This window comes from Streptomyces sp. NPDC055287 (assembly GCF_053646035.1).
In genome coordinates, this window is sequence record NZ_JBSHNE010000013.1 from 1 (window position 1) to 20,199 (window position 20,199).

At 70.5% G+C, this 20,199-nt stretch carries 17 protein-coding genes and 1 pseudogene; 11 read left to right on the top strand and 7 right to left on the bottom strand.

The window, feature by feature from the left end; all coding sequences use genetic code 11:
* Together ACWIHY_RS21215 and ACWIHY_RS21220 are read right to left on the bottom strand one after the other, a co-directional pair.
* Positions 1 to 782, bottom strand: a pseudogene (locus ACWIHY_RS21215) (Fe-S oxidoreductase); the annotation flags it as partial.
* A gap of 160 nt (positions 783 to 942) precedes the next feature.
* On the bottom strand, positions 943 to 1,434 hold the full coding sequence (locus ACWIHY_RS21220) for a sugar transferase (RefSeq protein ID WP_454377217.1): 492 nt from the start codon (positions 1,432 to 1,434) through the stop codon (positions 943 to 945).
* 179 nt (positions 1,435 to 1,613) lie between these two features.
* On the opposite strand from ACWIHY_RS21220, the gene dnaK reads away from it, so the two are divergent.
* The 4 genes from dnaK to ACWIHY_RS21240 are packed head-to-tail and all read left to right on the top strand — an operon-like array spanning position 1,614 to position 5,840.
* Positions 1,614 to 3,470, top strand: coding sequence for a molecular chaperone DnaK (gene dnaK, locus ACWIHY_RS21225; protein WP_454377218.1), 1,857 nt, complete (start codon positions 1,614 to 1,616; stop codon positions 3,468 to 3,470).
* Positions 3,467 to 4,144 carry a nucleotide exchange factor GrpE gene (grpE, locus tag ACWIHY_RS21230; RefSeq protein WP_454377219.1) on the top strand — a complete coding sequence of 226 codons (678 nt, stop codon included), beginning with the start codon at positions 3,467 to 3,469 and terminating at the stop codon, positions 4,142 to 4,144. The genes dnaK and grpE overlap by 4 nt, the downstream gene beginning before the upstream one ends.
* Before the next feature lie 57 nt (positions 4,145 to 4,201).
* A complete protein-coding gene (gene dnaJ, locus ACWIHY_RS21235; protein ID WP_454377220.1) occupies positions 4,202 to 5,389 on the top strand; it encodes a molecular chaperone DnaJ in 1,188 nt (395 codons plus the stop codon).
* Between the two features lies 1 nt (position 5,390).
* Positions 5,391 to 5,840 (top strand): heat shock protein transcriptional repressor HspR, encoded by a 450-nt coding sequence (locus ACWIHY_RS21240; RefSeq protein ID WP_454377221.1) that lies wholly within the window; start codon positions 5,391 to 5,393, stop codon positions 5,838 to 5,840.
* Between the two features lie 258 nt (positions 5,841 to 6,098).
* On the opposite strand, the gene ACWIHY_RS21245 is transcribed toward ACWIHY_RS21240, so the two are convergent.
* Together ACWIHY_RS21245 and ACWIHY_RS21250 are read right to left on the bottom strand one after the other, a co-directional pair.
* Positions 6,099 to 8,090: a cellulose 1,4-beta-cellobiosidase gene (locus tag ACWIHY_RS21245; RefSeq protein WP_454377222.1), complete on the bottom strand. Its 1,992-nt coding sequence runs from the start codon at positions 8,088 to 8,090 to the stop codon at positions 6,099 to 6,101.
* 162 nt (positions 8,091 to 8,252) lie between these two features.
* Positions 8,253 to 9,251 carry a helix-turn-helix transcriptional regulator gene (locus ACWIHY_RS21250; RefSeq protein WP_454377223.1) on the bottom strand — a complete coding sequence of 333 codons (999 nt, stop codon included), beginning with the start codon at positions 9,249 to 9,251 and terminating at the stop codon, positions 8,253 to 8,255.
* 300 nt (positions 9,252 to 9,551) lie between these two features.
* Between ACWIHY_RS21250 and ACWIHY_RS21255 the strand changes: the two genes are divergently transcribed.
* Positions 9,552 to 9,872: a Rieske (2Fe-2S) protein gene (locus ACWIHY_RS21255; protein ID WP_214909602.1), complete on the top strand. Its 321-nt coding sequence runs from the start codon at positions 9,552 to 9,554 to the stop codon at positions 9,870 to 9,872.
* A gap of 101 nt (positions 9,873 to 9,973) precedes the next feature.
* Here ACWIHY_RS21255 and ACWIHY_RS21260 read toward each other — a convergent pair whose 3' ends face one another.
* Positions 9,974 to 10,390, bottom strand: a complete 417-nt coding sequence (locus ACWIHY_RS21260) for a pyridoxamine 5'-phosphate oxidase family protein (protein ID WP_454377224.1) — start codon at positions 10,388 to 10,390, stop codon at positions 9,974 to 9,976.
* Positions 10,391 to 10,504: 114 nt separating this feature from the next.
* Here ACWIHY_RS21260 and clpB point away from each other — a divergent pair, with 114 nt between their 5' ends.
* Together clpB and ACWIHY_RS21270 are read left to right on the top strand one after the other, a co-directional pair.
* A complete protein-coding gene (clpB, locus tag ACWIHY_RS21265) occupies positions 10,505 to 13,090 on the top strand; it encodes an ATP-dependent chaperone ClpB (RefSeq protein ID WP_454377225.1) in 2,586 nt (861 codons plus the stop codon).
* 116 nt (positions 13,091 to 13,206) lie between these two features.
* A complete protein-coding gene (locus ACWIHY_RS21270) occupies positions 13,207 to 13,737 on the top strand; it encodes a YbjN domain-containing protein (RefSeq protein WP_454377226.1) in 531 nt (176 codons plus the stop codon).
* 10 nt (positions 13,738 to 13,747) lie between these two features.
* Here ACWIHY_RS21270 and ACWIHY_RS21275 read toward each other — a convergent pair whose 3' ends face one another.
* Both ACWIHY_RS21275 and ACWIHY_RS21280 read right to left on the bottom strand, forming a co-directional pair.
* Complete coding sequence (locus tag ACWIHY_RS21275; protein ID WP_454377227.1) at positions 13,748 to 14,935, bottom strand: hypothetical protein; 1,188 nt, start codon at positions 14,933 to 14,935, stop codon at positions 13,748 to 13,750.
* A 156-nt stretch (positions 14,936 to 15,091) separates the two neighbouring features.
* Positions 15,092 to 16,312: a pyridoxal phosphate-dependent aminotransferase gene (locus tag ACWIHY_RS21280; protein ID WP_454377228.1), complete on the bottom strand. Its 1,221-nt coding sequence runs from the start codon at positions 16,310 to 16,312 to the stop codon at positions 15,092 to 15,094.
* Between the two features lie 136 nt (positions 16,313 to 16,448).
* On the opposite strand from ACWIHY_RS21280, the gene ACWIHY_RS21285 reads away from it, so the two are divergent.
* From ACWIHY_RS21285 to ACWIHY_RS21300, 4 genes are all read left to right on the top strand, one after another.
* Positions 16,449 to 16,643, top strand: coding sequence for a hypothetical protein (locus ACWIHY_RS21285; protein WP_454377411.1), 195 nt, complete (start codon positions 16,449 to 16,451; stop codon positions 16,641 to 16,643).
* Positions 16,644 to 17,049: 406 nt separating this feature from the next.
* Positions 17,050 to 17,568, top strand: a complete 519-nt coding sequence (locus tag ACWIHY_RS21290; RefSeq protein ID WP_454377229.1) for a DUF2617 family protein — start codon at positions 17,050 to 17,052, stop codon at positions 17,566 to 17,568.
* Positions 17,569 to 17,622: 54 nt separating this feature from the next.
* Positions 17,623 to 19,236, top strand: coding sequence for a polyamine aminopropyltransferase (locus ACWIHY_RS21295; RefSeq protein WP_454377230.1), 1,614 nt, complete (start codon positions 17,623 to 17,625; stop codon positions 19,234 to 19,236).
* Positions 19,237 to 19,393: 157 nt separating this feature from the next.
* Positions 19,394 to 20,197 carry an SRPBCC family protein gene (locus ACWIHY_RS21300; protein WP_454377231.1) on the top strand — a complete coding sequence of 268 codons (804 nt, stop codon included), beginning with the start codon at positions 19,394 to 19,396 and terminating at the stop codon, positions 20,195 to 20,197.
* Positions 20,198 to 20,199: the final 2 nt, after the last annotated feature.

Genomic DNA, 20,199 nt, shown 5'->3' on the forward strand with positions numbered 1-20,199 from the left:
GCACCCAGCGCCGTACCGCCGTCCGCCTCACGCTTGAACCAGATGTTCGGGAAGCCCAGGAAACGGTGCCACGCCACACCCATGTTGGTGTTGAGCGAGACCGTGATCATCCAGATCAGCGAGGTGCCGATCTTGATCATGGCGGTGAAGTAGATCAGCGTCTGGAGCGAGGAGACGCTCAGCCCGTCGAAGGCGAGGACCAGCGGGTACGACACGAAGTACGCGGCGTCGTAGCCGTCGACGTGGTGGATCGCGCCTTCGAGGCCGCGCAGCACCAGGATCGCCAGGCCGATCGTCAGGATGATGTATTCGACGAAGTACGCCTGCCAGGCCTTCGAGCCCGCGAAGCGCGACTTGCGGCCGGCCCGCGAGGGCAGGTTGAGCAGTCGGATCGCCATCAGGACGACGATGCCCAGCACCGTCATCAGACCGATGAACTCGATGTACATCTCGAACGGCAGGAAGCCGCCGATGACCGGCAGCACCCAGTCGGCCTGGAACAGCTGGCCGTATGCCTGGGCGAGGGTCGGCGGCAGCGTCAGGAAGCCGATCGCGACGAACCAGTGCGCGACGCCGACGATGCCCCACCGGTTCATCCGGCTGTGGCCGAGGAACTCCTTGGCCAGGGTGATCGTGCGCTGCTTCGGGTTGCCGGTGCGGCTGCCCGCGGGAACGGGCTGGCCCAGCTTGACGAACCGGTAGATCTGCGCGACGGCTCGTGCGATGAGCGCAACGCCGACCACGGTCAGGACCAGCGACACGATGATCGCGGCGAGTTGCATTTGGGGGCTCCTCGGGCCTGCGAGGGTGAGAAATTCGGGGGACGGCTGAGCATCTGAGGGATTACTAAGCGGTAACTTATTCAGCCCGTGCTGAGCGTACCCATTTATGCCGCCGCACTGTAGTTGGGCCGGCGGTGATCTGTGTCGCGTAAGGCTTCCCTCAGCACCTGGCGGCGAGGGCCGCGGGAACCGTACGGGCGAGGATGGCCAGGTCGAGGCCGAGCCAGTGCTGCTCGATGTAGTGCAGATCCAGTACGTCCATCTCCTCCCACGGCAGCTCGGAACGCCCGCCGACCTGCCACAGCCCGGTGATACCCGGCCGAACCACCAGCCTCACCCATGTCGCCGAAGGGTGGTCCGGCGGCAGTGGGCACGGCCCGACCAGGGACATCTCACCGCGCAGTACGTGAAGGAGCCGGGGCAGCACGTCCAGACGCGACCGGCGCAGCAGGCGGCCGGCCGCGGTGCGGGGATCGGTGCGGAGCGTCAGCATCCCGAAGGGGCGGCCGTGCAGGCCCGCGCGGGTCTTCCGTACGAGCAAAGGGCCCGGCGAGGTTACGGACGAGGTCATGGCGGTGAGGAGCAGTAGGGGGAGGGCGAGGGGCAGCAGGGCGGAGGTGACCGCCAGGTCGAAGATCCGCTTCGCGTGCATGGGTGTACCATTTCACGCCTTTCGTCATGATATGGCGCTCGGTCGGATGTGGGCGTGCCGTGCTCATGCCGATAAGGGCCGCATAAGAGTTGAGTCGCCCCCACTCAGGTCTGTTGACGCGAAAGGTTCCGTCATGCATCCTTGAGTCTGTTCCACTCAAGTCAGCTGGAGGAATCGAAATGGCACGTGCGGTCGGCATCGACCTGGGCACCACTAACTCCGTCGTCAGCGTTCTGGAGGGCGGCGAGCCCACCGTCATCACCAACGCCGAAGGCGCCAGGACCACGCCGTCCGTCGTCGCTTTCGCGAAGAACGGTGAAGTGCTGGTAGGCGAGGTTGCCAAGCGCCAGGCAGTCACCAACGTCGACAGGACGATCCGGTCGGTCAAGCGCCACATGGGCACCGACTGGAACATCGAGCTCGACGGCAAGAAGTTCAACCCGCAGCAGATGAGCGCCTTCATCCTGCAGAAGCTGAAGCGCGACGCCGAGGCGTACCTGGGCGAGAAGGTGGCCGACGCGGTCATCACCGTCCCGGCGTACTTCAACGACTCCGAGCGTCAGGCGACGAAGGAGGCCGGCGAGATCGCGGGCCTGAACGTCCTGCGTATCGTCAACGAGCCGACGGCCGCCGCCCTGGCGTACGGCCTCGACAAGGACGACCAGACGATCCTCGTCTTCGACCTCGGTGGCGGCACCTTCGACGTCTCGCTGCTGGAGATCGGCGACGGCGTCGTCGAGGTGAAGGCCACCAACGGTGACAACCACCTCGGTGGCGACGACTGGGACCAGCGCGTCGTCGACTACCTCGTGAAGCAGTTCCACTCCGGTCACGGCGTGGACCTCTCCAAGGACAAGATGGCGCTCCAGCGCCTGCGCGAGGCGGCCGAGAAGGCCAAGATCGAGCTGTCCTCCTCCACCGAGACCTCGATCAACCTGCCGTACATCACGGCGTCGGCCGAGGGCCCGCTGCACCTGGACGAGAAGCTCACGCGCTCGCAGTTCCAGCAGCTGACCGCCGACCTGCTGGACCGCTGCAAGACGCCGTTCCACAACGTCATCAAGGACGCGGGCATCCAGCTCTCCGAGATCGACCACGTCGTTCTCGTCGGTGGCTCGACCCGTATGCCGGCCGTCGCCGAGCTCGTCAAGGAGCTCACGGGCGGTCAGGACGCCAACAAGGGTGTGAACCCCGACGAGGTCGTCGCCATCGGCGCCTCGCTCCAGGCCGGTGTCCTCAAGGGTGAGGTCAAGGACGTCCTGCTCCTCGACGTCACGCCCCTGTCTCTCGGTATCGAGACCAAGGGCGGCATCATGACGAAGCTCATCGAGCGCAACACCACGATCCCGACCAAGCGTTCCGAGATCTTCACGACGGCCGAGGACAACCAGCCGTCCGTGCAGATCCAGGTCTACCAGGGCGAGCGCGAGATCGCGGCGTACAACAAGAAGCTCGGCATGTTCGAGCTGACCGGTCTGCCGCCGGCCCCGCGCGGCGTCCCGCAGATCGAGGTCGCCTTCGACATCGACGCCAACGGCATCATGCACGTCGCCGCGAAGGACCTCGGCACCGGCAAGGAGCAGAAGATGACCGTCACCGGTGGCTCCTCGCTGCCGAAGGACGAGGTCAACCGGATGCGCGAAGAGGCCGAGAAGTACGCGGACGAGGACCACAAGCGCCGCGAGGCCGCCGAGACCCGCAACCAGGCCGAGCAGCTCGTCTACCAGACGGAGAAGTTCCTCAAGGACAACGAGGACAAGGTCCCGGGTGACGTGAAGACCGAGGTCGAGACGTCCATCACCGAGCTGAAGGAAAAGCTCGCGGGTGAGGACACGGCCGAGATCCGCACGGCGACGGAGAAGGTCGCGGCCGTCTCCCAGAAGCTGGGCCAGGCCATGTACGCCAACGCCGAGGGCGCTCAGGCCGCGGGCGGCGACGCTCCCGGCGCCGAGCAGGCCAAGGCGGACGACGACGTCGTGGACGCCGAGATCGTCGACGACGAGAAGGACGCCGGCCGTCAGGGAGGCGCCGCATGACGGAGGAGACTCCGGGCTTCGAGGAGAAGCCCGACGTCCCTTCCGGCGCCACTCCCGAAGACGCCGAACCGCAGGCTGCCGCGCCCGAAACGGCAGGGACCGACTCCGTCGAGGAGTCGGGCCCGGCAGCCCCGGCCGGGGACGTACAGGACGTATCTCTGACCGCACAGCTGGACCAGGTACGCATGGCGCTCGGTGAGCGCACCGCGGACCTCCAGCGGCTGCAGGCGGAGTACCAGAACTACCGTCGCCGCGTGGAGCGGGACCGGGTCACGGTCAAGGAGATCGCTGTCGCGAACCTCCTGAGCGAGCTCCTCCCGACCCTCGACGACATCGGCCGCGCGCGTGAGCACGGCGAGCTGGTGGGCGGGTTCAAGTCGGTCGCCGAATCGCTGGAGACGGTCGCCGCCAAGATGGGCCTGCATCAGTTCGGCAAGGAGGGCGAGCCCTTCGACCCGACGATCCACGAGGCTCTGATGCACTCGTACGCACCGGATGTCGACGAGACCACGTGCGTCGCGATCCTGCAGCCGGGCTACCGGATCGGCGAGCGGACCATCCGCCCGGCGCGCGTAGCGGTGGCCGAGCCCCAGCCGGGGGCCACGCCCGCCAAGGCGGACGAGGCCGTGGCCAAGGCTCCGGACGAGGAGAACGGTGGCCCGGACGAGGGCTGACGTGACCAGTAGCGGTATCAGGTGTGGTAGCGGCAGCAGGAAGGAGGGACGTCGGGGATGAGCACGAAGGACTTCGTCGAGAAGGACTACTACAAGGTTCTCGGCGTCCCGAAGGACGCCACCGAGGCCGAGATCAAGAAGGCGTACCGGAAGCTCGCCCGCGAGTTCCACCCGGACGCCAACAAGGGCGACGCCAAGGCGGAGGACCGCTTCAAGGAGATCTCCGAGGCGAACGACATCCTCGGCGACCCCAAGCGGCGCAAGGAGTACGACGAAGCGCGTGCTCTGTTCGGGAACGGCGGCTTCAGGCCGGGCCCGGGCGCCGGCGGCGGCTCCTTCAACTTCGACCTGGGCGACCTCTTCGGAGGCGCCCAGGGCGGGGCCCAGACCGGCGGTGCCGGCGGGTTCGGCGGCGGCCTCGGGGACGTGTTCGGGGGCCTGTTCAACCGGGGCGGGCCGGGTACGCGTACGGGTACGCAGCCGCGCCGCGGCCAGGACATCGAATCCGAGGTGACGCTCAGCTTCACCGAGGCGGTCGACGGGGCCACGGTCCCTCTGCGGATGTCCAGCCAGGCGCCCTGCAAGGCCTGTTCGGGTACGGGCGACAAGAACGGCACACCGCGTGTGTGCCCGACCTGCGTCGGTACGGGCCAGGTGTCGCGCGGCGGCGGTGGCGGCTTCTCGCTCACCGACCCGTGCGTGGACTGCCGGGGCCGCGGGCTCATCGCCCAGGACCCCTGCGAGGTCTGCAAGGGCAGCGGGCGCGCCAAGTCGTCGCGCACCATGCAGGTCCGGATCCCGGCGGGCGTCTCCGACGGCCAGCGGATCCGGCTGCGCGGCAAGGGCAGTCCCGGTGAACGGGGCGGTCCGGCGGGTGACTTGTACGTCGTGGTCCATGTGGACACGCACCCGGTGTTCGGCCGCAAGGGCGACAACCTCACCGTCACGGTGCCCGTCACCTTCGTGGAGGCGGCGCTCGGCGGCGAGGTGAAGGTCCCGACGCTGGGTGGCCCGCCGGTCACCCTCAAGCTGCCGGCCGGCACGCCCAACGGCCGCACGATGCGCGCCCGCGGCAAGGGCGCGGTCCGCAAGGACGGCACGCGCGGCGACCTGTTGGTCACCGTGGAGGTCGAAGTGCCCAAGGACCTTGACGACAAGGCCCGTGAGGCGCTGGAGTCCTACCGTGAGGCGACCGCCGGGGAGGACCCGCGGGCGGAGCTGTTCCAGGCCGCGAAGGGAGCATGAGATGGACCCGCGCATGCGTCGTAACCCGTACCAGCTGACCGACGAGTCACCGGTGTACGTCATCTCCGTCGCGGCCCAGCTCTCCGGTCTGCACCCGCAGACCCTGCGGCAGTACGACCGCCTCGGCCTGGTCTCCCCGGACCGCACGGCCGGGCGCGGCCGGCGCTACTCGGCCCGCGACATCCAGCTGCTCCGTCAGGTGCAGCAGTTGTCGCAGGACGAGGGCATCAACCTGGCCGGCATCAAGCGCATCATCGAGCTGGAGAACCAGGTGACCGCGCTCCAGCAGCGCGTGGCCGAACTCTCGGCGGCGGTGGACGGCGCGGCGGCCGCGCTCCAGCAGCGCGAGGCGCAGGTGCACGCGTCGTACCGGCGGGACCTCGTCCGGTACGAGGACGTGCAGCAGGCGAGTGCGCTGGTGGTCTGGCGTCCCAAGCGGTCGTCGGAGTAGTCCGGCTCCGTACGCGCGTACGCGAGGAAGGCCCGTCACCCACGACTCGGGGTGACGGGCCTTCCGCTGTGTGTGCGCCCTAGTCCGTGGGCCTCACGGGCGCTTCCACGAGCGCCGGAACGGACTGCGTGCCGTCGGCGAAGACGCTGAGGCATGAAGTCGGGGAGCGCTCTCGGTCCGGTCTGAGGCACCAGGAGTGTGGGGGGCACGCCGGGCGTGATCGTCGCACGGTGCCCGGCGACCCGGCAACGGACCCCGCTACGGGACCGCGTCGGCCCTCGGTGTCGCGGAGACCTCCGCCGAAAGCGCCGCCTCGCCGCCTTCCGCGTCCACGGCCGCGACGGCGTAGTAGTACGTCGTCCCGTTGGTCACGTCCGTGTCCCTGAACTCGTTGTCCGTGGTCAGGGGCAGCGCGGTCGCGTTCTCCTTCGTGACGCCGGGCTGCGTCGCGCGGTACACGCGGTAGCCGGTGATCGCGGGCGCGCCCTCGTCGGCCTCCACGTGGTCCCAGACGAACCACACCATCCCGTCGTGGCCGGACACGTCGTAGATGCGGGTCGCGTCCGGCGGCCGGTGCGCCTGGTAGACCGGCTTGAAGGAACCGGAGGCGGGCGAGGCGACGCCGTACTGCGTCACGGCGACAACCGCGTAGAAGTGGTCGCGCTCGCCGGCCGGGATGTCGTCCACGGTCAGGGCGGGGGTCTGCGTGACGCGGAAGGGCTCGGTGCCGGCGTCGGTGGGGACGGGGCTCGTCGCGCTCTTGTAGACGCGGTACTCGGAGACCGGGACGTACGGGCCCGCCGCCCACGTCAGCTCCAGCCGGCCGCCGGTGAGCGTGCCGGTGAGCTCCCGGGGTGCGGTGGGTACGGCCCCGGGGCCGACCGCGCGCGTGCCGGACACCCAGTCGGTCCTCGCCGACTCGTTGCCCGCCGCGTCGACGGCGGCGACGCGGTAGCGGAACCGCTGTCCCGCCTGGCCGGTCGTGTCCTGGAACGTCAGCGCCTCGGTGGTGCCGACCTCGGTCTCGACGTCGAGGTCCTCGGGGGCGCGGTAGACGGTGTACGCCTTGGTGCCGGCCGCGGCCCCGCTCTGCCAGGCCAGGGTGACGCCCGTGTCGTCCTCGGCGGTGACGGCGGGCGCGGTGGGCGGCGCGGGCGGGGTGGTGTCCGCGACGGCGACGTGGGTGGCGTACGGCGACGCGTTCCCCGCCGCGTCGACCGCCTTGACCGTGTACTTGTACGACGTCACCGCCGGGTCGAGGGCGGTGTCGGCGTACGACGCGGTCTCCACCGTCGCGATCTTCGCGTAGTCGCGGGAGTCCCCGGCCGCGCGGTACACCTCGTACTTCGCCGCGTCCGTGACCGCCTGCCAGGTGAGGGAGTTGGCGGAGCCCCCGGACGTCCCCGCGAGGCCGGTGGGCGCGGCGGGCGGTGTCGCGTCCACGGTGGTGACGGGCATGTCGACGCTGCCGGGGCCCTCGCGGCCCGCCTTGTCGACGGCGCGGACCTCGTAGTACCAGACCTCGCCGGTCACCGGCGGGACGCCGACATACGTGGTGCCGGTGATGTGGGTGGCGCCCGTGACGTTGATATACGTACTGGTGCCCTTGAGGCGGCGGAAGACGCGGTATCCGGCCAGGTCCATCTCGGCGTTCGGCGACCAGGTCACGGTGGCCCTGCGGGTGGCCGTGTCGTACGTCGTCCTCGCGCCCGCGGGGGCGAGGGGCGGCGTGGTGTCGACGTCCGGCGAAGCGCGGGGCGTGTAGGCGAAGTTGACGCTCGCGGAGCCGGTGAAGGCGGCGTAGTCGACGCGCAGGGTGTGGACGCCCTGGGGGATGGCGATGTTGACCGTCTTCTTCTGGACGGTGGTGGCGTCCTGCCACAGGTCGATCCGGCGCACCCCGTCGACGTACACCCGGATGCCGTCGAGCGCCTCGGCGGTGAGCGAGAACGGCCCGCCGGAGCCGAAGTCGCGGGTGAGGGACCAGCGGACACCGAAGTGGTCGTTGGGGAGGGTGACGCCGGCCGGGTCGCCGGTCCCGTAGTTCTCGCTGATGGCGGCGTCGCAGACGGTCGCGGCGGGGGTGCCGGCGAAGGTCGTGTTCGGGAAGAACTGCGCCTGCCATTGCGGGAAGGCGCAGGCGGCGGCGGAGGCGGGGGTGACGCCGAGTGCGTACACGGTCCCGGTGCTCATGGCCAGGGCGGTGGCAGCGGCGGCGGCGCGGAGGGCGGCTCTGGAGTCCACGTACACGGCTGGGCAGCTCTTTCTGTTGAGGAAGAGAAGTCACAGACGTGGGGGGAAGGACGACTGTACAGGTGGCCATGGTGCGGAACTACTGGTTCTTCAGGCCAAGTTGAGGCTGTGCACGACCCCGTCGCGGCGACGGTCCCGGACTGTACGGCGACACGAATCTCAGAACTCGGAAGGAGCGTGGCCCTGGTCCAGGATGCCCGACCGTGCGATGAGGTAGCCGAGTTGTGCCCGGCTGCCGCTGCCCAGCGCAGTGTTCAGTTTTGCGATGTGGGCCCGGCAGGTGCGCACGTTCATGCCGAGGCGGCGGGCGATCGAGTCGTCGACGTGGCCCTCGACGAGAAGTTGGGCGATGGACCGCTGGACACCGCTGATGCCGTGGGGCGTCGGGTCGTACGGGACCTCGTCCAGCAGCGGGACCGCGCGCTGCCAGAGCTGTTCGAACACCTTGGTGAGGTAGTCGACCAGACCGGGATGGCGCAGTTCCAGAGCCACCTGGTCGTCGTTGCGAGCGGGAATGAAGGCGACGGTCCGGTCGCAGATGATGAGCCGCTCGATGAGCTCTTCGAGCGTGCGGATCTCGACCTTGGCGCCGGCCATGCGTTCCGCGTAGGCGAAGGTGCTCTGGCTGTGGCGGACCGTGTGCTGGTAGAGCGTACGGACGCTGATGCCTCGCTCGATCAACGGCTTGCTGCGCTCCAGCGCCTCGCTCAGGATGTGCTCGCTGCGGCCGCCCCCGGGCTGCACGGTGAGTACTTCGGTCCTGCTCTCGGCGATGGCGACGTCCAGGGCCGCGTTGATCCGGCCGAGGCCCTCGAGCACGGTGATCGCATGGGTGGTGGGGGGTCTCTGGGCGCTGATCGCCAGGAACGGCTCGAACGTGTCGGACAGGTCGACGGCGAGCCGCCTGCGGTCCTGGATCTCACGCTCTATGGGATGGAGCCGCTGCGCCAGCGCGGCCGACGGCGCGACGGGATGCAGCCAGTTCTCGTCGTCGGGATCCGGATGCAGCAGGGCGAATTCCAGGAGGCAGGGAGCCGAGCCGACCTCGGACCTGGCGATGCGCCCGGTGCTCAGTGCGCTGGCGTAAAGTCGCGCCCCCTCGTCGCAGAGTTCGGTGACGAGGTGCGGATGTGCCGCTTTTGAGTCGACTGTACGCAAATCTCCACCCCCCAGGGTCCTGAACGTACAGGAACATGATGCATCGTTCCTGTGGCGTTGACGTGCCTGAATGAGCCATCGTCTTGTGACGCGGGGGAGAGGAAATCATCAAGTGAGGACGAAGCCGACTATGTACAAGAAAATGCTTCGCTCAGTGCTTGTCGCCGCCTTTGCTGCTGCCGCGCTGATGATCGGTACGACTGCTAACGGCGACGTTGGCTGGGGCAGTGCTGGTCATACGGTTCAGGCTGGAGTAGGAGACGTGGGCTGGGGCACCGGCACACCGGCAAACGTAGACGTATGACCGTGCCACCGGACGACCGGACCTTCAGACGCGAGATGGCCACGGCGTACCGCTCGGGCTGGCACTTCATCGACCTGGTCACGGCCATTCCCCACCGTGGCGACTCGCTGATGGTCACCCTGTTCGGCGAGCCGATCCTGGTCGCGCGTGAAGAGGATGAGGACGTCCGTGCCTACCGGTGCCTTCGCAAGCCCCGGGGCGCCCCGCAACCCGTTCGCTGTGCCGTGCGGTACGGCATGGTCTTCGTCAATCTCGACCAGCGTGACCACCAGCTGATCGAGCCAGAAACCAGCACCGCCACCCCCCGCAGCGCCTGACGCGATTCCCCCGTCGTTGACAATCGCCCAGGCGCTCCCCCACACAGCGGCGCCATCGTGGACCTGAACACGATGGCGCCGTTGTGCTGCCCGGACGCGTTTCAGGTGGCGCTCGGGGCCCGGCCCATCGCGCGGTCCAGGGTGATCTCGATCAGTACGCGGTCCGGGTTCGGCGCCGGCGTGCGCTCGTAGCGCTCGGCGTAGCGGCGTACCGCCTCCGCGATCAGCTCCGGTTCCGTACGGACGACCGCGCGCCCCTCGAGCGTCGCCCAGTGGCCGCCCTTCACCTGGCAGACGGCGACCCGCGCGCCCTCCGGGCCGGCGGCCAGCACGTTCGCCACCTTCGTGCTGCCCTTGTTGGTGATGACGCGGGCGAGCCCTGCCTCGGGGTCGTACGTGGCACCCACCGGTACGACGTGCGGTGAACCGTCGGGTCGCAGGGTTGTCAGCGTGCACAGGTGGTACTCGCGCCAGAAGGCTAGGTACTCCGGGCTGGGGTTGCGTACGTCGTTGGCCATGAAGGGGAGGGTAGTCCGCCGCCCTCGAACGCCCTCCGACCGCCTTGAGTGGAATAGGCTCAACTTTGCGTATGCTGACTAAGTCAGAGCTTGCTTCGGGAGGAGAGAGGGCACGTGGACGCAGAGCTGACCAACAAGAGCCGGGACGCGATCCAGGCGGCGAGCCATCGCGCTGTGCAGGACGGGCACGCGGACCTCACCCCCGCGCATCTCCTGCTGGCCCTGCTCGCGGGCGAGGACAACGCCAACATCACCGACCTGCTGGCAGCCGTCGAGGCGGACCAGGCGGCCGTACGGGCCGCAACCGAGCGCGTGCTCGCCGCGCTGCCCAGCGTGACCGGAGCCACGGTCGCCCCGCCGCAGCCCAACCGGGAGCTGCTCGCGGTCATCGCCGACGCCTCGCAGCGGGCGAAGGAGCTGGGCGACGACTACCTGTCCACCGAGCACCTGCTCATCGCCCTCGCGGCCAAGGGCGGCAAGGCGGGGGACGTACTGTCCCAGGAAGGCGCCACCGCCGAGAAGCTGCTGGACACGTTCGAGAAGATCAGGGGAGGGCGCCGGGTGACCACCGCCGACCCGGAGGGCCAGTACAAGGCCCTGGAGAAGTTCGGCACCGATTTCACGGCCGCCGCGCGCGAGGGCAAGCTCGACCCGGTCATCGGCCGGGACCAGGAGATCCGCCGCGTCGTGCAGGTCCTGTCGCGGCGTACGAAGAACAACCCGGTGCTGATCGGTGAGCCGGGCGTCGGCAAGACGGCCGTCGTCGAAGGGCTCGCCCAGCGCATCGTCAAGGGCGACGTGCCGGAGTCGCTCAAGAACAAGCGGCTGGTCGCGCTCGACCTCGGCGCGATGGTCGCCGGTGCGAAGTACCGCGGCGAGTTCGAGGAGCGGCTGAAGACCGTCCTCTCCGAGATCAAGGAGAGCGACGGCCAGATCATCACCTTCATCGACGAGCTGCACACCGTCGTCGGCGCCGGCGCGGGCGGCGACTCCGCCATGGACGCGGGCAACATGCTCAAGCCGATGCTGGCCCGCGGCGAGCTGCGCATGGTCGGCGCGACGACCCTCGACGAGTACCGGGAGCGGATCGAGAAGGACCCCGCCCTGGAGCGCCGCTTCCAGCAGGTGCTGGTCGCCGAGCCGAGCGTCGAGGACACCATCGCGATCCTGCGCGGGCTCAAGGGGCGGTACGAGGCCCACCACAAGGTGCAGATCGCGGACTCCGCGCTGGTGGCGGCCGCGGCCCTCTCCGACCGGTACATCACGTCCCGGTTCCTGCCCGACAAGGCCATCGACCTCGTCGACGAGGCCGCCTCGCGGCTGCGCATGGAGATCGACTCCTCGCCGCTGGAGATCGACGAGCTCCAGCGCGCCGTCGACCGGCTGAAGATGGAGGAGCTCGCGCTCAAGAACGAGTCCGACCCGGCGAGCAAGCAGCGGCTGGACAAGCTCCGCCGCGACCTCGCCGACAAGGAGGAGGAGCTGCGCGGCCTCAACGCCCGCTGGGAGAAGGAGAAGCAGGGCCTCAACCGCGTCGGTGAGCTGAAGGAGAGGCTCGACGACCTGCGCGGCCAGGCCGAACGCGCCCAGCGCGACGGCGACTTCGACACCGCCTCCAAGCTGCTGTACGGCGAGATCCCCGGCCTGGAGCGCGAGCTGGAGGAGGCCGCGGCGGCCGAGGCCGAGGTCCGTACGGACACCATGGTCAAGGAGGAGGTCGGCCCCGACGACATCGCCGATGTGGTCGGTTCCTGGACCGGTATCCCCGCCGGACGCCTGCTGGAGGGCGAGACGCAGAAGCTGCTGCGCATGGAGGACGGGCTCGGCAAGCGGCTGATCGGCCAGCACGAGGCGGTGCGCGCGGTCTCGGACGCGGTACGCCGCACCCGCGCCGGCATCGCCGACCCCGACCGCCCGACCGGCTCCTTCCTCTTCCTCGGCCCGACCGGTGTCGGAAAGACCGAGCTGGCCAAGGCGCTCGCGGACTTCCTCTTCGACGACGAGCGGGCCATGGTCCGCATCGACATGAGCGAGTACGGCGAGAAGCACAGCGTCGCCCGGCTGGTCGGCGCTCCCCCCGGCTACGTCGGCTACGAGGAGGGCGGCCAGCTCACGGAGGCGGTCCGCCGCCGCCCGTACAGCGTCGTACTCCTCGACGAGGTCGAGAAGGCCCACCCCGAGGTCTTCGACGTCCTGCTCCAGGTCCTCGACGACGGCCGGCTGACCGACGGCCAGGGACGGACGGTCGACTTCCGCAACACGATCCTCGTCCTGACGTCGAACCTCGGCAGCCAGTACCTGGTCGACCCGCTGACCGGCGAGGAGGAGAAGAAGGAGCAGGTCCTGGAGATCGTACGGGCCTCCTTCAAGCCGGAGTTCCTCAACCGGCTCGACGACCTGGTCGTCTTCTCGGCCCTGTCCAGGGACGAGCTGGCGCACATCGCCGAGCTCCAGATCGGCCGGCTGGCCCAGCGCCTCGCCGACCGGCGCCTGACTCTCGACATCACGCCCGAGGCCCTGGCCTGGCTGGCGGACAAGGGCCAGGACCCGGCCTACGGGGCCCGGCCGCTGCGCCGCCTCATCCAGACGGCGATCGGCGACCGGCTCGCGAAGGAGATCCTCGCGGGCGAGGTCACCGACGGGGACACGGTCCGGGTGGACCGTCACGAGGACGGTCTGACGGTGGGCGCGGCGCGGTAAGCGGCATGGCGGCGGTTTCAGCGCAGGGCGAAGGACCGCCGCCCGCTTTCGCGACTAGGGTCGATGTCAGGCAGCCACGCGAAGACCGCACACGCGAGACCCCAGGAGTATTGAACATGTCTATCGACCCGTCCTCGATCCCGAACTTCGGGGGCCAGCCCGAACCGCAGCCCGAAGGCCCCGCCGGCCCGGTCGTCCCGGACCAGGACCTCGTCAAGCAGCTGCTGGAGCAGATGGAGCTGAAGTACGTCGTCGACGACGAGGGCGACCTCGCCGCGCCGTGGGAGGAATTCCGTACGTACTTCATGTTCCGTGGCGAGGACGACCAGCAGGTCTTCTCGGTACGGACCTTCTACGACCGGCCGCACCAGATCGAGGAGAAGGTCCAGCTCCTCGAGCTGATCGACGACTGGAACCGCCGCACGCTGTGGCCCAAGGTCTACAGCCACACCCACGACGACGGCACCGTCCGTCTCATCGGTGAGGCGCAGATGCTCATCGGCACCGGCGTCAGCCTCGAGCACTTCGTGTCGTCGACGGTCGGCTGGGTGCGCGCCTCGATCGAGTTCGACAAGTGGCTCGTCGAGCAGCTCGGCCTGGAGAAGGACGTCGACTCCGCCGACGGCGACGGCGGCGACGAGGCCTGAGCGGCGCCCTTCACAGCGGGACCGGGGCGATCGTCACCAGAAACGTCCCGTAGCTCAGCGAAAGCCCGGCCAGAGCGGCGGTCACCACGACCGCGGCCCTCGGCCGGGCTTTCGTCATGGCGTGCGCGAGGGGCAGGAGAAGGGGGAAGGCGGGGAGCAGGAAACGCGCCTTGGACTCGAAGAAGCCGGATCCGCCGACCGTGATGAGCACCAGTACGGCCGTGTAGACGAGCAGCGGCAGCGGCGGGCGGTCGCTCACGAGCATCAGGGCGAAGAGCACCAGCGCCGCCGCGACGATCACCAGCACCATCGGGAACGACAGGAGCTCGGCTTCGAGGAGCAGGTGCTTCGTGAAGCGCAGGGCGCCGGCGCCGAAGTCGAAGCGCGAGGTCCAGCCGTCCTGCACGGCGAAGTACCCGCCCAGCGGATCGCCCCGCCCGGCCCCCACCCACAGCACGAAGCCGGCCCAGCCGAGCGGCGCGAGGCCGGCCCCCGCCCAGATCCGCCAGGACACCCGGCCGCGGCGGCGCCACAGCTCGTACGCCGCCGCCGCGCCCACCGCCGCGGCCACCGCGATGCCGTTGGGCCTGGCCAGCCCGGCGAGCGCGGCCAGGGTGCCGGCCCAGAGCCAGCGGCCGGTGAGGAGGGCGTACAGCGACCAGGCGGCGAAGGCGGTGAGCACCGCCTCGGTGTACGCCATGGTCAGCACGACGGAGTGCGGCATCAGGCCCCACAGCACGACGAGCGCGCTCGCCGTGGGGCGGCCGTACAGCCGGTCGGCGACCAGGTAGATGCCGCAGGCGGCGGCCGCGGCGGCGGTCCAGGAGATGATCAGGCCGGCCGCCCCGCCGGAGAGGGGGACGGGGACGACGGTCGTGACCGCCTTGATGAGTGCGGGGTAGAGCGGGAAGAACGCCAGGTCGCTCTGGACCACGCCGTCGGGGAAGGTGAGGGTGCGCTGTCCGTAGCCGTGGGCGGCGATGCCCGTGTACCACTGGGAGTCCCAGGTGTCGCCGAGGCGCGCGAGCGGGTTCCTGCCGACGTACCAGGAGCACACGACCACCGCGAGCACGCCGGCCAGCCGGACGGCGGCGAACAGCGCGAGCGCGGGGGCCGCCCGGCGCAGCGCGCGTACCGCTCCGGGCACGGGCGTGCGGGTGGGCCGGACGGCGGCCCGGTCTGCGGTGTCGACGGACACGGGTGAGTACCTCCGCGGGCGCGAGTCGGTCATCCCGACGATGAGCGCAGCGCCGCACCCCCGCGACCGCTGGTCGGCCGACCGGCCTAGGGGGGGCGCGCTCGCGGGGTACGGCACTTGGCGGCTCAGCCGCGTGCGGGGCTTCGCCCGCGGCCCCTACGCGACGGCCAGCGCCTTGAGGCGGGCCACGGCGTCCTGGAGCACCTCTGTCCGCTTGCAGAAGGCGAACCGGACGAACGGCGCGCCCTGGTCGCGGTGGTCGTAGAAGACCGCGTTCGGGATGGCGACCACCCCGCACCGCTCCGGCAGCGCCCGGCAGAAGGCGAAGCCGTCGGTCTCGCCCAGCGGGCGGATGTCCGTGGTGACGAAGTAGGTTCCGGCCGGGCGGTAGACCTCGAAGCCCGCGTCGGCGAGCCCGGCGGACAGCAGGTCGCGCTTGGCGCGCAGGTCCTCGCGCAGGGCGGTGAAGTACGCGGCGGGCAGGCGCAGCGCCTCGGCGACGGCGTACTGGAAGGGGCCCGCCGACACGTACGTCAGGAACTGCTTCGCGCTGCGCACGGCGGTCACCAGGGCGGGGGAGGCCGTGATCCAGCCGACCTTCCAGCCGGTGAAGGAGAACGTCTTGCCCGCCGACGAGATGGTGACCGTGCGTTCCCGCATCCCGGGGAAGGACGCGAGCGGGATGTGTTCGCCGTCGAAGACCAGGTGCTCGTACACCTCGTCGGTGACGACGAGGAGGTCGCGCTCGACCGCCAGTGCGGCGATCGCCGCCAGCTCCTCGCGGGTCAGGACGGTGCCGGTGGGGTTGTGCGGGGTGTTGAGCAGGATGAGGCGGGTGCGCGGGGTGACGGCGGCGCGGAGTTCGTCGAGGTCGAGCACGTACCGGCCCTGGTGGGGCCGGAGCGTCACCGGGACGCGCGTGCCGCCCGCCATCGCGATGCAGGCGGCGTACGAGTCGTAGTACGGCTCCAGCGCGATCACCTCGTCGCCGGGCTCCACCAGCGCCAGCAGGGACGCGGCGATCGCCTCGGTGGCGCCGGCGGTGACCAGGACCTCGGTGTCGGGGTCGTAGGCCAGGCCGTAGCGGTGGTCCTGGTGCTCGGCGATGGCGGTCCGCAGTTCGGGAACGCCGGGGCCCGGCGGGTACTGGTTGCCGCGGCCGTCTCGCAGGGCGCGGACCGCCGCCTCCCTGACCTCCTCGGGGCCGTCGGTGTCGGGGAAGCCCTGGCCGAGGTTGATCGAGCCGGTGCTCAGGGCGAGCGCCGACATCTCCGCGAAGATCGTCGTTCCGAACTCGGCCAGCCTGCGGTTGAGGAGGGGGCGGGGGCGGGCGCTGTCGTCCTGGCCGCGTGCGTCGTGCTCTGTCGGCGTCGTCATGGCGGCCATCCTGGGCCGAACCTCTGGAGTTGCTCAAGTCTGCTTTGGCTTTTGACGGCCGGGGGCATCCCCCAGTCACGCAAGAAGCGCGCACCTCGCTTCGGGGGAACGAAAGGCGGTGAGGGCCGTGGGGATCATGGGATTCGGCCTGCTGGTGATCGTGGTGCTGGTGATCGTGGGCCTGACGGTGTCGGCGGGCCGGCGCGGCGGCCGGCGGCCCCGCAAGAGCGGGGGCAGCTGGTGGGAGGGCAGCCACGGCGGCGGCTCGACGTGCGGCGGCGGTTCCTGTGGGGGTGGCGGCGGCTGCGGTGGCGGTGGCGGAGGCGACTGACGGGGGCACGGCCGGTCCTGGGGTCGGACCGACACGGGGCACGGCCGGGCCGCCGGTCCGACTGACACGGGGCAGTCGGACCGGCGGCGACGCGGCCGCAGACCGCCGTGGTCCGCGTACCACCAGCACCGTTCCGAGCGTCAGGCTCGTTGCGCCCGCCGGGTTAACTCCCGCCGGGCGCTTCATTGTTGAACAGTTGAACGTGCAGCCCCCCAGGGGATGGAAACCACTCCAAGTTGGGTAAAAACGCTGTGAGCGCAGCGCACTTCGTGATTCCCTCGCAGTCGAGAACCTCAGCCCTCGGACCTCATGTGGACCCGAGCAGGCGGTCCCCGAACCTCCTCGTACCTCATCTTCCGGGTGACCCCGGTCCGCCATTCCAAACGCCTGTCTGCGGAGCCCACTCATGCTCACGACTCTCAAGACTGCCTACACCGACACGCGCGCCGCCGATCTCGCCTGGGCGCTGGGACGCGAGCCGCTGCCGGCCCTGGCCGTGCTCGACCTCCAACTCGACTGCGCCGTACTCCAGTTGAGGCTCCTCGGGGCCTCCCATCAAGTGCTCCTGGAGGAGGGCGAAGGTTCCTGCTCCGAAACGGTCGCCTGTATGCCGGGCAGCAGTACACCGCTCCCGCTGGGCGTCGCCAAGCGGCTCGGGGAATGGGAGTACGAGTTCGCCGCACGCGTCGAGACGCTGACCCAGGGCCAGTTCGCGGGGCGCGCGCAGGAGCTCCTCGCACTGGTCGCCGACCACCCCAACGGCCTCGCGGGAACGTTTCCCGGCAGTCCGCACGCGTTCACGGCGATGCTGGCTCAGCGGCACGAGGGGCAGGTGCGGTGGCGCACCTGGCACGCCTACCCCCAGGAGGGACAGCTGGTGGTGACAAGGTCACGTGTAGGCGTGCGTATGCCTGCCGCGCTCTAGTTGCACCCGTGTGGGTGACGGGTGGTGAGTCCCCTGTGACGTAGCGTTCGCATGGTGATCGATTCGCCTGTGTCGCTGTCGGTGCCGGAAGCTCCGGCCGCCCTGCCTGTGCGGCCGCGGACCGGCCGGTTCCTGGTGCTCGGTGTGGTGTTCGTCTGCGCCGCGTGCGGACTCGTGTACGAGCTGGAACTGGTCGCTCTCGCTTCGTACTTGATCGGCGACTCGGTCACTCAGGCGTCCGTCGTGCTCTCGGTGATGGTCTTCGCCATGGGCATCGGATCGCTGCTCGCCAAGCGGCTGCGGTGCCGCGCGGCCGTGGGCTTCGGCCTGCTGGAGGCCGCGCTGGCGCTGTGCGGCGGCAGTTCGGCGCTGGTGCTGTACGCGACGTTCGCCTGGGTGGGCGGGGCGCGGTATGCGCTGGTCGGCTTCTCGCTGGTGATCGGCGTGCTCATCGGCGCCGAGATTCCGCTGCTGATGACGCTGATCCAGCGCGTGTCCCGGCGCGGGGAGCGCCGTGACACGAGCGGCGACGTGGCGGACCTGTTCGCCGCGGACTACGTGGGTGCGCTGGTCGGCGGTCTCGCCTTCCCCTTTCTTCTGCTGCCGCTGCTCGGACAGTTGACCGGTGCGCTACTCACCGGCGCCGTCAACGCGGTGGCGGGCGGGGCACTGGTGCTGTGGCTGTTCCGGCACGAGCTGACGCGGCGTGAGCGCTGGCTGCTGGTGGTGGCGAACACGGTGGTGCTGGCGCTGCTCGCCACCGCGACCGCCCTCGTGGGCGACTTCGAGCGGGCGGCCCGGCGGGCGGTGTACGGGGAGCGGGTGCGGGTCGCCGTACAGACGGACCTCCAGGAGATCGTCGTCACGGGTGGCTCCGGCGGGCTCGACCTGTTCCTCGACGGGCGGCTGCGGGTGAGCGGCCGCGACGAGCACCGGTACCACGAAGCGCTGGTGCACCCCGCGATGCACGGGCGCCACGCGCGCGTGGCGATCCTCGGCGGCGGGGACGGGCTCGCGGCGCGCGAGGTGCTGCGCTACCCGGGGGTGGAGTCGGTCACGGTGGTCGAGCTGGACCCGGCCGTCGTCGAGCTGGCCCGTACGGACTCCGCCCTGTCGGCGCTGAACGGCGGCGCGCACCGGGACCCCAGGGTGCGGGTCGAAACGGCCGACGCGTTCAGCTGGCTGCGGGAGGAGGGGCGGAGCCGGCGTCCGTACGACGTGGTGATCTCGGATCTGCCCGATCCAGGCATCACCCCGAGCACGAAGCTGTACTCGCAGGAGTTCTACGGGCTGGTGTCGCGCGTCCTCGCCGGCGGCGGGCGCCTGGTAGTCCACGCGGGGCCCCTGGCGACCCGGCCGCGGGTCTACTGGACCGTCGACGCGACGCTGCGGGCGGCGGGGCTGCGGACGCGTCCGTACCGTGCGACCGGCCGCCTCTCCGGGTTCACGGCGGGCCCCGACCGGGTGTCGGGCACGGCGGAGGCCCCGCACGACTGGGGCTTCGTGCTCGCCGCGCGGAGCACGCGCCCCGGCCTCGGCCTGGCCGCCGACGCGCCCCGGCTGCGGTCGCTCTCACCGACGGCCCTGCGGACCGGGGAGCGGTCGGCGGAGGGGGCGCGGGTGCGGGGGGTCCGGCCTTCGACGCTGGTGCATCCGCGCTATACGTGATGAGCGCGGACCGGAGTGCGCCTTGAGCGCGGACCGGGCAGGCCGCTGCCCGCCCGGGGCACATCGGCGGCACACCTGAGGGCCACCCGCGGATCGCGTGTGCGGATTCCACGCAGAGTCGGGTGCGCGGCAGGTGTGCGTGAGTAGGCTCGGCTCCATGGAGCATGAGGTGTTCGTTCCGGTTCCGGCAGAGATCCTCCGACAGGCGCTGGGGGACCCCGCCCGGGTGGCGCGCTGCGTCCCAGGGCTCCAGCAGGACGCCGACGAGGCGTCCGGCCCGCTCGCGGGGCGGCTGAAGGTCCGCATCGACGGGCACACGATCACGTACCGGGGGACCCTGCGCGTCACAGGGCAGCCGGGTGGCGCCTTCGCCGTCGAGGGCGAGGGTACGGAGGCGCGCGGCACGGGCTCGGTCGAGCTGGCGCTCACGGTTCGCCTGACGGAGGCCGACGGCGGCACGACGGCGACGTACACCGGGACGGCGAGCGGCGAGGGCCGCATCGCGGAACTCGACGCGTCGGCGACGCTGGCCGCGTGCCATCGGTTGCTGGACCGCTTCACCACCCGGTTGGCGGACACGGCGGAGGAAGAGGCCGACGAGGCCGGTGACGCCGGTGAATCGCGGCCGTCGGTCTTCGAGACCGAGGTGTCGCCGCCGTCGCTGGACCCGATGGCCGAGGTGCCCGACGTTCCCGACGTACCCGATGTGCCCGACCTGGAGGACGTACCCGGGGTGCCCTCGCCTGCGGAGCCGCCGGCCGAGGCGGCCCACGCGCGGCGCACGATGATCGGCCGCAGCGCGGAGGAGGTCGACCACGCGCCGCCGCGCGGGCGTTACGCGCCGGTCCCGGCTCCGCAGTCGACGTCGACCACCGACACATTGCGCTGGATCGCCCCGGCGGCGGCGCTCGCGCTGGCGTCGGCGGTTGTGGTGAGCCGCGTACTGCGACGCAGGCGCTGAGC